This window comes from Microbacterium sp. CFBP 8794, from assembly GCF_014841235.1.
In the GTDB taxonomy this organism is placed as follows: Bacteria; Actinomycetota; Actinomycetes; order Actinomycetales; family Microbacteriaceae; genus Microbacterium.
On sequence record NZ_JACYTT010000004.1, the window covers coordinates 54,540 to 68,744 of the forward strand.

10 protein-coding genes are annotated in these 14,205 nt (G+C 71.0%); all 10 read left to right on the forward strand.

All coding sequences use genetic code 11. The features are described 5' to 3' along the window. Positions 1–71 precede the first annotated feature (71 nt). The 10 genes from IFU19_RS11135 (at position 72) to IFU19_RS11180 (ending at position 14,176) form a co-directional block, all read left to right on the forward strand. Entirely contained in the window at positions 72–920 is an 849-nt protein-coding gene (locus IFU19_RS11135) for a nitrilase-related carbon-nitrogen hydrolase (RefSeq protein WP_055839742.1), read from the forward strand. Between the two features lies 1 nt (position 921). Continuing rightward, positions 922–2,358, forward strand: a complete 1,437-nt coding sequence (hydA, locus tag IFU19_RS11140) for a dihydropyrimidinase (protein WP_192013844.1) — start codon at positions 922–924, stop codon at positions 2,356–2,358. A gap of 10 nt (positions 2,359–2,368) precedes the next feature. Beyond that, positions 2,369–3,397, forward strand: coding sequence for a TIGR03842 family LLM class F420-dependent oxidoreductase (locus IFU19_RS11145; protein WP_055839749.1), 1,029 nt, complete (start codon positions 2,369–2,371; stop codon positions 3,395–3,397). Then, entirely contained in the window at positions 3,394–4,368 is a 975-nt protein-coding gene (locus IFU19_RS11150; protein WP_083285884.1) for an ABC transporter permease, read from the forward strand. The genes IFU19_RS11145 and IFU19_RS11150 overlap by 4 nt, the downstream gene beginning before the upstream one ends. Beyond that, positions 4,365–5,171, forward strand: a complete 807-nt coding sequence (locus tag IFU19_RS11155) for an ABC transporter ATP-binding protein (protein ID WP_192013846.1) — start codon at positions 4,365–4,367, stop codon at positions 5,169–5,171. Before IFU19_RS11150 ends, IFU19_RS11155 begins: the two co-directional genes overlap by 4 nt. Before the next feature lie 109 nt (positions 5,172–5,280). Next, positions 5,281–6,063, forward strand: a complete 783-nt coding sequence (locus tag IFU19_RS11160; protein WP_192013848.1) for an ABC transporter permease — start codon at positions 5,281–5,283, stop codon at positions 6,061–6,063. A gap of 68 nt (positions 6,064–6,131) precedes the next feature. Beyond that, positions 6,132–7,304 carry an ABC transporter substrate-binding protein gene (locus IFU19_RS11165; protein ID WP_055937866.1) on the forward strand — a complete coding sequence of 391 codons (1,173 nt, stop codon included), beginning with the start codon at positions 6,132–6,134 and terminating at the stop codon, positions 7,302–7,304. Between the two features lie 147 nt (positions 7,305–7,451). Then, positions 7,452–8,690: an LCP family protein gene (locus IFU19_RS11170; protein WP_192013850.1), complete on the forward strand. Its 1,239-nt coding sequence runs from the start codon at positions 7,452–7,454 to the stop codon at positions 8,688–8,690. Between the two features lie 31 nt (positions 8,691–8,721). After that, on the forward strand, positions 8,722–9,909 hold the full coding sequence (locus IFU19_RS11175) for a glycoside hydrolase family 3 protein (protein WP_192013852.1): 1,188 nt from the start codon (positions 8,722–8,724) through the stop codon (positions 9,907–9,909). 76 nt (positions 9,910–9,985) lie between these two features. Then, on the forward strand, positions 9,986–14,176 hold the full coding sequence (locus tag IFU19_RS11180; RefSeq protein WP_192013854.1) for a DUF3418 domain-containing protein: 4,191 nt from the start codon (positions 9,986–9,988) through the stop codon (positions 14,174–14,176). Positions 14,177–14,205: the final 29 nt, after the last annotated feature.

Consider the following 14,205-nt stretch of genomic DNA (forward strand, 5'->3'; position numbering starts at 1 on the left):
ACAGTAACAGAACGACCCGCACGAATGCGACCACTCGCACTCCCCGGCGGGGCAGAGACCGAGGAGGACCCATGACGACGGTGCGAGCGGCCATCACGCAGACCACGTGGACCGGTGACAAGGAATCGATGCTCGACAAGCACGAGCAGTTCGCCCGCGACGCCGCAGCCCGCGGCGCCGAGATCGTGTGCTTCCAGGAACTCTTCTACGGTCCCTACTTCGGCATCACGCAGGACCAGAAGTACTACCGCTACGCCGAGCCCGTCGACGGGCCGATCGTGCAGCGCTTCGCCGCCCTGGCCAAGGAGCTGGGACTGGTCAGCGTGCTCCCCATCTACGAAGAGGCGCAGACCGGGGTGTACTACAACACCTCCGTGCTCGTCGACGCCGACGGCACCGTGCTCGGCAGCTACCGCAAGAACCACATCCCCCACCTCGAGAAGTTCTGGGAGAAGTTCTACTTCCGCCCCGGCAACCTCGGCTACCCCGTGTTCGAGACCGCCGTGGGCAAGGTCGGCATGTACATCTGCTACGACCGACACTTCCCCGAGGGCTGGCGAGAGCTGGGCCTGAACGGCGCCCACATGGTGTTCAACCCCAACGCCACCAAGCCCGGGCTGTCGAACCGCCTGTGGGAGGTCGAGGGGCCGTGCGCCGCGGTCGCCAACGGTTACTTCGTGCTGCAGCCCAACCGCGTCGGACGCGAAGACAACGAGTACGGCGACGAGGCGGTGTCGTTCTACGGCAGCAGCCAGGTGATCGACCCCCGCGGCAACCACGTCGGCGCGATCGGCTCGGCCGAGCACGAAGAGCTGCTCATCCGCGACCTCGACATGGACCTCGTTCAGCAGATGCGCGACGACTGGCAGTTCTACCGCGACCGTCGTCCCGACACCTACGGCGAGATCGTGGAGGCCTGACATGGCCACCACCCTGATCACGGGCGGCACGGTGGTCTCGGCGACCGGGCGCACCGCCGCCGACGTGCTCCTGGACGGCGAGACGATCGCCGCCGTGCTGTCGCCCGGGTCGACCCTGCTCGGCCACGACCTCGCGGCATCCGTCGACGCCGTCATCGACGCCACCGGCAAGTACGTCATCCCGGGCGGGATCGACGCGCACACGCACATGCAGCTGCCCTTCGGCGGTACGAGCGCCTCCGACACGTTCGAGACGGGCACTCGCGCCGCCGCGTGGGGCGGCACGACGACCATCGTCGACTTCGCCGTGCAGCGCGCCGGCGAGCGCGTGCAGGACGGCCTGGCGCACTGGCACGAACTCGCCGCCGGCAACTGCGCGATCGACTACGGCTTCCATCAGATCGTGGGCGGAGTGGATGCCGACTCTCTCGCCGCACTGCCGGGCCTGATCGACGAGGGCATCTCGAGCTTCAAGATGTTCATGGCCTACCCCGGCGTCTTCTACGCCGACGACGCCCAGATCCTGCGGGCGATGCAGGTCGCCGCCGACACCGGACTGCTCACGATGATGCACGCCGAGAACGGTCCCGTCATCGACGTGCTCGCCGAACAGCTCATCGCCAAGGGCAAGACCTCGCCGTACTTCCACGGCGTCGCCCGCGCCTGGCAGATGGAGGAGGAGGCGACCCACCGCGCCATCATGCTGTCGCACCTGACCGGCGCGCCGCTGTACGTCGTGCACGTCAGCGCCAAGCAGGCGGTGGAGCAGCTCGCCTGGGCGCGCGACAACGGCCAGAACGTCTTCGGCGAGACGTGCCCCCAGTACCTCTACCTGTCGCTCGAAGACCAGCTCGGCGCGAACAGCGAGCAGTGGGGCGACTTCGAGGGCGCCAAGTGGGTGTGCTCCACCCCCCTGCGTTCGAAGGACGAGGGCCACCAGCACCACATGTGGCAGGCGCTGCGGACGAACGACATCCAGATGGTCTCCACCGACCACTGCCCCTTCTGCATGAAGGCCCAGAAGACGCTCGGCCAGGGCGACTTCCGCGCGATCCCCAACGGCATCGGCTCGGTCGAGCACCGGATGGACCTCATGTACCAGGGCGTCGTCACGGGACAGATCACCCTCGAGCGCTGGGTGGAGCTGACCAGCACCACTCCCGCGCGCATGTTCGGCATGTACGGCAAGAAGGGCGTCATCGCGCCCGGTGCCGACGCCGACGTCGTCGTCTACGACCCGGCCGGGCACACCTCGATCGGCGTCGGCAAGACCCATCACATGAACATGGACCACTCCGCGTGGGAGGGCTACGAGATCGACGGCCACGTCGACACCGTCATCTCGCGCGGCAAGGTCGTCGTCGACGACGGCGCGTACCTCGGATCCCCCGGCGACGGGCGATTCGTCAAGCGCGGCCTGAGCCAGTACCTGGTCTGAGAGGAACCCCATGGATTTCGGTGTCGTCCTGCAGACCAATCCCCCCGCGGCCCGCACGGTGCAGCTGTCGCAGCTGGCCGAGGCGCACGGCTTCAGCCACGTGTGGACCTTCGACTCGCACCTGCTGTGGCAGGAGCCGTACGTCATCCACTCCGCCATCCTCGCCGCCACCCGCCGGGTCACCGTCGGCCCGTTCGTGACCAACCCCGCCACCCGCGACTGGACGGTCACGGCCTCCACCTTCGCGACCCTCAACGAGATGTACGGCAACCGCACGATCTGCGGCATCGGCCGCGGCGACTCCGCCGTGCGCGTGACCAACGGTCGGCCCACCACGCTGAAGGCCCTGCGGGAGTCGATCCACGTCATCCGCGAACTCGGCAACTCCCGCGCCGTGGAGTACAACGGCGCGACGCTGCAGTTCCCCTGGAGCCGCGGGTCGGAGCTCGAGGTGTGGGTCGCCGCCTACGGACCGCTCGCGTTGAAGCTGACCGGCGAGGTGGGCGACGGCTTCATCCTGCAGCTGGCCGACCTCGACATCGCCGAGTGGATGATCCGCACCGTCCGCCGCGCGGCCGAAGACGCCGGGCGCGACCCCGACGAGATCTCGTTCTGCGTCGCCGCCCCCATGTACATCGGAGACGACACCCCCGAATCCCGCGCGCACATGATCGAGCAGTGCCGCTGGTTCGGCGGCATGGTCGGCAACCACGTCGCCGACATCGTGGCGAAGTACGGCGGCGACTCGTCGGTGCCCGCCGCGCTGACCGACTACATCGCGGGGCGCACCGGGTACGACTACAACTCGCACGGAAAGAGCAACAACGACCACGTCGACTTCGTGCCCGACGAGATCGTGGAGCGCTTCTGCGTGCTCGGCACCGCCGAGGAGCACATCGCCAAGCTCGAGAAGCTCCGCGCCCTCGGGGTGACGCAGTTCGCCGGGTACCTCCAGCACGACAACAAGGAGGAGACGATGCGCGTCTACGGCGAGACGGTCATTCCGGCGCTCACTCCCCCGGTGACGGCGAAGCGGTGACCGACCAGGTGCTCGCGCCGGGGACGACCACCGCGGTCGTCCCCGAGGAGCGGATGCCGCGGGGCGGCCGTTCCTCACGCGGGCGCGCCACGGCGATCCGCGTCGGCTGGGGAGTGCTCGGGATCGCCGCGGTCGTGGCGGTGTGGGAGCTCTACAAGCTGCTCGGACCCGCCGACGGCGTGACGGTCGGAAGTGACGGATCGGCCGGATCGGGCGTCATCCTGCTGCCGCGCAGCCACGATCGCGCCATGCCGCACGTGGGAGACATGGTGGTGCGCATGTTCGCGCCCACGAGCGGAGGAGACACCCCGCCGCTGATCGTGTCGGTCGCGGGAGCCGCCGGCATGACGCTGGGCCTCGCCGCCCTCGGCTGGGTGATCGGCGTCGTGGTCGGCTCGCTCCTGGGCGTGGCGATGCAGCGGTGGCGTCTCGTCGAGGCGGGGCTGCTCCCCTGGATCGTCGTGAGCCAGATCGTGCCGCTCATCGCCTTCGCTCCGGTGGTCAACGCCATCGGCACGCAGGTCGACCGCTCCGGTTTTCCCTGGCCGCCGTGGCTCTCGGTGGCCCTGATCGCGTCGTACCTGGCGTTCTTCCCCGTCGCCGTCGGCATGTTGCGAGGCCTCTCGGCCCCGGATGCGATGCACCTCGACCTCATGCGGGCGAGCTCCGCCGGGTGGTGGCAGACGCTCGTGCGCCTACGGCTGCCCGCGGCCGTTCCTCACCTGCTGCCGGCGCTGCGCCTCGCCGCCGCGTCGGCGGTCGTCGGCGCGGTCGTCGCCGAAGTCTCGATCGGTCTGCGGGGCGGCATCGGCCGCATGCTCATCCAGCTCGCCGGCCAAGCCTCGTCCGACCCGGCCGCCCCCTGGGCGCCCACCTTCGGCACCGTCGTGATGGGACTCGTCGCAGCCGGCGGCGTCGCCCTCGTCGGCGTCGCTCTACACCGCTTCCGTCGCGGGGAGGACACCGCATGACCGCCCAGACCGCCACCGACCTCGCCGTCCGCGCCGCGGGCGTCGGCAAGGTGTTCCCCAGCGCCGGAGGCGAGGTGACCGCGCTCACCGGCGTCGACCTCACCGTCGCCGCCGGTGAGTTCGTCTCGCTGATCGGACCCTCCGGCTGCGGCAAGTCGACGCTGCTGCGACTCATCGCCGACCTCGACAGTCCGACCGGCGGCGAGCTGACGCTGTACGGGAAGTCGGCGCGCCAGGCGCGACTCGACCAGGACTACGGCATCGCCTTCCAGCAGGCGGCGCTGCTGCCGTGGCTGACGGTGGCCGCGAACATCGCTCTTCCCCTCGACCTGCACAAGTGGCCCCGCGCCCGCCGCGACGCCCGCGTGGCGGAGCTCGCCGAACTCGTCGGACTCACCGACTTCATCGGCCGCTACCCCGACCAGCTCTCGGGCGGCATGCAGCAGCGCGTCGCGATCGCCCGCTCCCTCGCCGCCCAGCCCCGACTGCTGCTGATGGACGAGCCGTTCGGCGCGCTCGACGAGATGACCCGCGAGCGGTTGCAGTCCGAGCTCGCGCGCATCGCCGCCGAGACCGGAGCCGCCGTGGTGTTCGTGACGCACTCCATTCCCGAGGCGGTGTTCCTCTCGGACCGCGTGGTCGTCATGAGCCCCCGACCGGGACGGATCACCGACGTCATCGACACCCGCCCCGGCCGCGAGCGCGACGACGACCTGCGCGAGTCGCCGGAGTTCTTCGCCCGCGTCACCGCCGTGCGCGAAGCGTTGCATGGCACCCCCGTCCACCGGGCGAACGAGCGATGAGCGGGGTGCGGCTCATGGCGCGGACGTGCGTGGCATCCGGGGTCTCGATCAGCGCATCGGATGCCGTGACCCGGTACGCCGTGGCCTCCCTTCCCGCCGGAGGTGGTCGATGAACGCCACTCCCATGCCGGGCTGGGCGCGACTGGCCGCCCCCGTCGTCGTGGGTCTCGCGGGGTTGCTCGCCTTGTACGCGTTCGTCGCCTCGGGCAGCGCGCCGCGCATGCTGCCCGACCCGTTCGCCGTCGCGACCGAGCTCGTCGCGCGCTTCCCCCTGGTGTGGGAGGCCGCCGGCATCACCGGCACCAATGCCTTCGTGGGGCTCCTCGCCGGAACCGTCGTCGCCGTGCTGATCGCCGCCCTCGCCGCAACCTGGCGACCGGTCGACGGCATGACCGCCCCGCTGGTCGCGGCCCTCGCGGTGGTGCCGATCGTCGCGCTCACCCCCATCCTCAACACGATGTTCGGGGCCTCCAGTCAGTTCGGCCGGCAGGCCGTGGCCGGGATCGCGGCGTTCGTGCCGGTGTTCGTGAACACGCTGAGGGGCCTGCGCCAGACCCGGCCCGTGCAGCGCGACCTGTTCCGCGCGACCGCCGCCACCGGCGGACAGACCTTCCTGCGTCTGACCCTCCCCACCGCGCTGCCCTACCTGCTCACGGGCGTGCGGGTCGCGGCATCGCTCGCCGTCATCTCCGCCCTGGTCGCCGAGTACTTCGGCGGTCCCGCTGACGGCATCGGCACCGCCATCGCGACCTACGCCAAGTCGGGCCGCGCGGCCCTGGCGTGGGCGTTCGTGGGCGGCGGTATCGCGATCGGTCTCATCTTCTTCGCCGTGACCGCGCTGCTCGAACGCGTCGTCGCGCGACGCCTCGGCGCGCTGCGCCCGCCCGGCTGACCGGCATCCCGGTCCTCACAGAGCCTGCACCACCACGACACGCTCCACCCGAACCGGAAGGACCATCCATGAGACACAGCACCCGTCGCGCCCTCGGCGCGGTCGCCGGGGTCGCCGTCGCGGCCCTCACACTGTCGGCCTGCTCGGGCGGAGGCTCCGAACCCGCGGCATCCGAGGGCGACTTCACGCCCCTGACCTCGGTGAAGCTGCAGCTGCAGTGGTTGCCGCAGGCGCAGTTCGCGGGCTACTACGTCGCCCTCGACCAGGGCTACTTCCAGGAGGAGGGCTTCGACGACGTCGAGGTACTGCCCTCGGGCGGCGACATCGTGCCGCAGGACGCCCTCGTCGCGGGCGATGTCGACTTCGCCGTCGCGTGGGTGCCCAAGGTGCTCGGCACGATGGAGAACCAGGGGGTCGAACTCACCGACATCGCGCAGGTGTTCCAGAAGTCGGGAACCACCCAGGTGTCGTGGAAGGGCTCGGGCATCACGAGCGTCGACGACTTCGAGGGCAAGCGCATCGGCTCGTGGGGCTTCGGCAACGAGTGGGAGATCTTCGCCGCGATGGCCGACAAGGGCCTCGACGCGTCGACCGTGCAGATCACGACGCAGGACTTCTCGATGAACGCCCTGCTCGACAAGGACGTGGATGCCGCCCAGGCGATGACCTACAACGAGCTCGCGCAGCTGCTCGAGACGGTCAACCCCGCCACCGGGAAGCTCTACACGATGGACGACATCGACGTGATTTCGTACGAGGACACCGCCGGGGCCATGCTGCAGGACGCCCTCTGGGCCGACACGCAGCGGCTGGCCGACGACCCCGCCTACGCCGACGCCGCGAAGCGCTTCCTCAAGGCCGTCGTCAAGGGCTGGGTGTACGCCCGCGACAACCCCACCGAGGCCGCGGACATCACGTACGCCGCCGCGACCGCGCCGGGCGTCGACGCGTTCCCCGTGGGCCCCACCCACCAGCTGTGGCAGATGAACGAGGTCAACAAGCTCATCTGGACCGGCGGCGACTTCGGCATGATCGACACCGCAGCCTGGGACAAGACGGTCGCCGGAGCGATGAAGGCCGTCAACCAGGACGGCCTGAACCTCATCACCACCGAGCCCGCCGACACGGCCCACTCCAACGAGTACATCGAGGCGGCCCTGTCGGAGCTGAAGGACGAGGGGGTCACCGTGGACGGCGACTACACGCCGATCGAGGTGACGCTCACCGAGGGCGGTCAGTAGGACCCCGTCGACGGGGCGACCGGGTCACCGGTCGCCCCTTCGACGCGCGTAAGGCGTGCGGCCTCGCCCCCGGCGGGGCCGTTCTCACGGGGTCGCCCCGACGCGCCGCGCACAGGGGGGCGCGGGTCAGCGTGGTTGACTGACCCGATGCAGAGCTCGCCCCCCGCCCAGCGCTCGCGGGTCCGCCCGGCATCGCCTCGTCGGCGGTGGATCAGAATCATCGCCCTCACCGTCGCCGTCGTCGTCCTGGCCGCGCTGGTCGTGGGCGGCTACACGGCGTGGTCGCTGTCGCAGAGGCTTCAGGATGCCGCGGTGCCCCTCAACGACCCGCCCTCTCAGGCTCCGTCGCTCAGCACCTACGACGAGCCGTTCTCGCTCCTGGTCGTGGGCACCGACGAGTGCGACGATCAGGTCAAAGACGCCTTCGGCGAGCGCTGCACCGACCCCGGCGCCGAGGGCAACCGCAACGACGTCAACCTGCTCGTGCACGTCTCGACGAACCCGCGGCGCGTGACGGTGGTGTCGTTCCCCCGCGACCTGCAGGTCGCGATCCCGGACTGCACGCGCGAAGACGGCTCGGTCTCGTCGGGCGTCGGGAAGGCCTCGATCAACACCGCGTACGAAGCGGGCGGGCTGACCTGCGTCGCCGACACGGTGTCGGATCTGTCGGGCCAGCCGATCCCGTTCGCCGCGAAGGTCAGCTTCGGCAACGTCGTGAACATCACCGACGCCGTCGGTGGGGTCGAAGTGTGCATCGGCGGCGACGGCATCGACGACTACGACGCGGGCATCGCGTGGGAGCCCGGGCTGCGCGTGGTGAAGGGGTACGACGCCCTGGCGTTCCTGCGCACCCGCAAGGGCATCGGCGACGGCAGCGACCTCGCGCGCGTCGGCAACCAGCAGCAGTACCTCTCGCGGCTGCTCAACAAGCTGCGCAGCGACGAGGTGCTCTCGAACCCGGCGACCTTGATCGGCCTGGCCAACACCGCCGTCGACAACATCACCCCGAGCGAGAGCCTGGCCGACCCGCTGCGCCTCGCGCAGCTCGGCTACACGCTGAAAGACGTGCCCCTCGGCGACGTCACCTTCGTGCAGTACCCCGTGGTCGACGACCCGTCCGACACCAACCGCGTGATCCCCGACGACGCGGCGGCGGCCGTGCTCTGGGACGCCCTCGCCCGGAACGCTCCCCTCGCCCTCACCGGTGAGGCGGGAGCCAACGGCGGCGTCGAGATCGATCCGTCGCAGCCGCAGCCGACACCCGTCGAGACGACGCCGGCACCGGATGGCACGACGGCGACGCCGGCGCCGGAGGTCGTCGAGCTGCCGGGCAACGTCAGCGGGTCGAAGGCCGACCAGTCCACGTGCTCCGTCGGAAACGGCTGATTCCCGGGCGGAGCAGACGGGGGCGTCCTCGATGCGAGACGATCGGGGGGTGAAGAACGCCTCGCGCTCCGCGGTCCTACTCGTGCTCACCGCCCTGACGTTGACCGGTTGCGTGCCGCCACCGGCTCCGGCGCCGAGTCCGACGGCATCACCGTCACCGACGCCGACGCCGACGGTCACACCGACGCCGACGGCCACGCCCGACCCGGCGGCGGCTCTCAGCCTGGAAGACAAGGTGGGTCAGATGTTCATGGTCGGCACCTCGGTCGACGGAGCCGATCCGACCACCCTCGCCGCCGTGACCGACGATCACATCGGCGGGATCTTCCTGCACGGACGATCGGATGCCGGAACGCAGGCGACCGCCGCGCTCGTCGACGGATTCACCTCGGCCGTCGCCGCGGGCGACCCCGAGCTGTGGGTCGCCACCGATCAGGAGGGCGGGACCGTGCAGGTGCTCTCGGGCCCGGGGTTCGACGAGATCCCCTCCGCCGTCGACCAGGGCGGACAGGACGACGCGGCGCTGCGCGCCGACGCGGCGTCCTGGGGCGCGCAGCTCGCGCAGGCGGGCGTGAACATGAACCTCGCCCCCGTCGCAGACATCGTCACGAGCCCCGAGACGGCGGCATCCAATCCCCCGATCGGCGAGCTCGCGCGCGAGTACGGCTACGACGGCGCCACCGTCGCCGCGAAGGCCGGGGCGTTCGCCGACGGGATGCGCGACGGCGGCGTGCTGCCGACGTTCAAGCACTTCCCGGGCCTCGGTCACGTGGGTGAGAACACCGACACCACGGCCGGCGTCACCGACGACTTCGTCACCGCCGACGGCGCCGACGTGGGCGTGTACTCGACCGTGCTTCCCGGGGGTCCCGCGGTGGTCATGCTCTCGACCGCGGTCTACGCCAAGATCGCCCCGAACGCCCCCGCCGCCTTCTCGCCCACCGTGGTGGGTGTGCTGCGCGACACGGTGGGGTTCGACGGCGTCGTGACGACCGACGACCTCTCGGCCGCCCAGCAGGTGCAGGCGTGGTCGCCGGCCGACCGGGCGACCCTCGCCGTCGAGGCAGGAATCGATCTGCTGCTGGTGTCGGCCGACTCGTCGGTCTACCCCGAGATGCGAGAGGCGGTGCTCGCCCGGGCGCAGACCGACAGCGCGTTCGCGGCCAAGGTGGACGCCGCGGCCTCCCGCATCCTCGCGCAGAAGGCGTCGATGCCCTGACGGGTCTCGGCGCTCCACCCGCATCGGGGGGCGCGCACGGCACCCGACGGCGGACACCGCGATAGGCTCGAAGGCTGTGTCTGTCGAACCCGTCATCGTCTACCCGCCCGAGCTGCCCGTCAGCGCCGCGCGGGACGAGATCGCGCGCGCCATCCGCGACCACCAGGTCGTGATCGTGGCCGGGGCGACGGGCTCGGGCAAGACCACGCAGCTGCCCAAGATCTGCCTCGAGCTCGGGCGCACCTCGATCGCGCACACGCAGCCCCGCCGCATCGCCGCGCGCACGATCGCCGAGCGCATCGCCGAAGAAATGCAGGTACCGCTGGGCTCCACCGTCGGGTACAAGGTGCGCTTCACCGACAAGGTGTCGGCCGACACGCGCGTCGCGCTGGTCACCGACGGCATCCTGCTCAACGAGATCCACCGCGACCGCCTGCTGCGCCGCTACGACACGATCATCGTCGACGAGGCCCACGAGCGCTCCCTGAACATCGACTTCCTGCTCGGGTACCTGCGCCGCATCCTGCCGAAGCGCCCCGACCTCAAGGTCATCGTCACCTCGGCCACCATCGACCCCGAGAGCTTCGCGCGCCACTTCGCCGCTCCCCCGGCCGAGCCCGGCGGCGATCCGGTTCTCGCGCCGGTGATCGAGGTGTCGGGCCGCACGTATCCGGTCGAGATCCGCTATCGACCGGCCGGTGGGGCCGAGATCGTCGAGGGTGCGGGCGAAACTCCTGAGGATGGGGATGCCGACGGCACGGACGCCGCGTCATCCCGCCGCCGCCAGGCGTCCGGCCCGCAGAAAGTCAGGAGTTCGGCCCGGCCCGCCGCCAAACCCGGGCGCGACGACGACGACGTCGACGAGGTCGGAGCCGTGGTGGCGGCTCTGCGCGAACTCGACCGGGAGTCGTCGGGCGATGTGCTCGTCTTCTTCCCCGGCGAGGCCGAGATCCGCGATGCGGCGGATGCCATCCGCGGGGCGTACCGGAACGACGCCGCGCCCACCGAGGTGCTGCCGCTGTACGGACGCCTCTCCGCCGCCGAACAGCACCGCGTGTTCGAGCGTTCGAGCGTCGCCGGTGTGCGCCGCCGCGTCATCCTGGCCACGAACGTCGCCGAGACGAGTCTCACCGTTCCCGGCATCCGGTACGTCGTCGACACCGGCACCGCGCGCATCTCGCGCTACAGCAACCGCTCGAAGATCCAGCGTCTGCCGATCGAGGCCGTCTCGCAGGCCTCGGCGCAGCAGCGCTCGGGCCGTGCGGGCCGCACCTCGCCGGGCATCGCGATCCGCCTGTACTCCGAAGAGGACTTCACCCGGCGTCCGGAGTACACCGAACCCGAGATCCTGCGCACCTCCCTGGCATCCGTCATCCTGCAGATGCTCTCGCTCGGTTTCGGCGACATCCAGGCCTTCCCGTTCCTGACCCCGCCCGATTCGCGCGGAGTCAAGGCGGCGTTCGACCTGCTCGTCGAGCTCGGCGCGGTGAAGCTCCCCGCCCGCGGCGAGTCGGGAACGCCCCGTCTGACCGAGATCGGCCGCGAGATCTCGCGCCTGCCGATCGATCCCCGCTTCGCCCGCATGCTCATCGAGGCGCGCCGCAACGACGTGCAATCCGAGGTGCTGGCGATCGTGTCGGGCATGTCGATCCAAGACGTGCGCGAGCGCCCTGAGGAGCGCCGCGACGAGGCCGACCGGTTCCACGCACGTTTCACCGACCCCACCAGCGACTTCCTCTCGCTGCTGAACCTGTGGGAGTACCTGCAGGAGAAGCAGGCCGAGCTCGGATCCAGCGCCTTCCGACGCCTCTGCCGTAGCGAGCACCTCAACTACGTGCGCGTGCGCGAGTGGGTCGACGTGCACCGGCAGCTGCGATCGTTGGGCGGCGAGCGCGGCTCCGACGACGGCGGGCGCGGCTCCGGCGACGGCGGGCGCGGGCGCGGCGGGCGGAACCATGTCCCACTTTCGGCTGTCTCAGACCCCTCCAGGCCGCATGATTCGGGACACGGCTCGCACGAATCGGGACGAGGTTCGTACCGCGGCCCCCAGCAGGACGCCTCCGCCCCCGAGGGCCACGCCGCCGGCGATGCCATCCACCGCGCCATCCTGTCGGGGCTGCTGTCGCATCTCGGCATCCTGGATCCGCGCACCGTCGCGCAGGCCAAGGATCGCAAGGCACCGGGAGAGACCCGCCCGACCAAGGGCGAATACATCGGCGCGCGCGGTGCGCGATTCGCGATCTTCCCGGGCTCCGGGCTGAAGAAGCGGCGTCCGTCTGCGGTCATGGCCGCCGAGCTCGTCGAGACCTCGCGGCTGTTCGCGCGCACGGTCGCCGCCGTCGACCCGGCGTGGGCGGAGGAACTCGCCCCCGACCTGGTGAAGCGGTCGCTGAGCGAGCCGCACTGGTCGAAGGATGCCGGGGCCGCCGCGGCCTACGAGAAGGTGACGCTCTTCGGGGTCGAACTCGTCGGCCGGCGCCGGGTGCAGCTCGCGCGCTTCGATCGTCCGCTCGCGCGCGAGATGTTCGTGCGGCACGCCCTCGTCGAGGGCGAGTGGGACCCCTCGGTGCTCGACAAGCGGCTCACCGCGTTCCTGCGCCGCAACCAGGAACAACGCCGCCTGCTCGAGAAGATCGAGGAGCGGGAGCGCCGCCGCGACATCCTCATCGGCGACGAAGCGGTCTTCGCGTTCTACAACTCGCGGATCCCCGCCGACGTCAGCGACGTGCGCTCGTTCGAGGCCTGGTGGAAAGACGCCTCGAACCGCACGCCGCACCTGCTCGACCTGCGCGAATCCGACCTCACCGGCGACCGCGCCCAGGGCGATGACCGGGCCTTCCCCGCCCGGTGGCAGCAGGGCGACCAGACGTTGAACCTGGCCTACCGTTTCGAACCCGGTGCCCCCGATGACGGCGTGACGGTCGTCGTCCCCCTGCCGTTGCTGGCGCAGCTGCGGCCAGACGGCTTCGACTGGCAGGTGCCGGGCATGCGCGACGAGCTCGTCACGGCGCTGCTGCGCGCCCTGCCCAAGACCATCCGCCGCAACGTCGTGCCGGCCGCCGACTGGGCCGAGAAGTTCAGCGCCGAGCTGGCGGAGAAGGGGCCCGAGCAGGCCAACGGCCTGCCCCGCACCACGCTCGTCGACTCGCTCGCCGCGCTCGTGCAGCGCGTCGCCAACCAGCGCGTGAGCGCCGCCGACTTCGAGCTCGAGCGCGTCCCCGGTCACCTGATGGTGTCGTTCCGCGCGGTCGACACCCGCGGCCGCGCGATCGGCAGCGACCGCGACCTCGGCGCCCTGCAGCGCCGCCTGGCCGACAAGGCTCGCTCGAGCGTCGAGTCGACCATCGCGCGCCCTTCGACCCGCGCGTCAGCGCGCGTCGCCGAGGCCTCGCCCGCGTTCGCCTCGCGCGCGAAGCTCACGACCTGGGACCTCGACGAGCTGACCGAGGTCGTCGACACGCCGGTCGCCGGCGGGGTCGTGCGCGGCTACCCGGCTCTCGTCGACGAGGGCGACAGCGTGGCGCTCCGCGTCGAGGCGACCCCCGAGGACGCCGCGCGGAACACCCGCGCCGGCATCCGCCGGTTGATGCTGCTCGCCGTGCCCTCCCCCGCGACGTACGTTCTCGATCACCTCACCGCGAACGAGAAGCTCGCGCTCGCGGCATCCCCGTATCAGAACGCGAAAGCCTTGATCGAGGATGCGCGCGTGGCCCTGGCCGACGACATCCTGCGGCGCGAGGCCCCCTCGGGCCTGGTGCGCACCCGGGCCGACTTCGAGCGGGTGCGCGACGCGTTCTCGGCGGCGTCGGTGGACCGCACGTTCCAGACGGTCTCGCTCGCGGCGAAGATCCTGCTCGGCCAGCGCGAGGTGGAGCGGGCGATGAAGGATGCCGCGTCCATCACCCTGCTCGGAGCCCTCAACGACGTGCGGGGGCAGCTGAAGGGCCTGCTGTTCTCGGGGTTCCTCTCGCGCGCGGGCCTGCCCCGACTGCAGCACTACCCGCGCTACCTCGCGGGTGCTCTCGACCGGGTGAAGACCCTGTCGGACAACCCCGGCCGCGACCGCCAGCGCATGACCGAGTACGAGCGGACCGCCGCCGGCTTCGTCGAGGCGGGGGGTGCCATGCCCCTCCCGGCGGACGCGCCGGCGAACCTCGTGCAGACCCGCTGGCTTCTCGAGGAACTGCGCGTGAGCCTCTTCGCCCAGCGCCTCGGCACGGCCGAGCCCGTGTCGCCCCAGCGCATCGCCAAAGCCCTGAAGTCCTAGTCCGCGCCTGTCCGGCCCGTCGGCGCGGC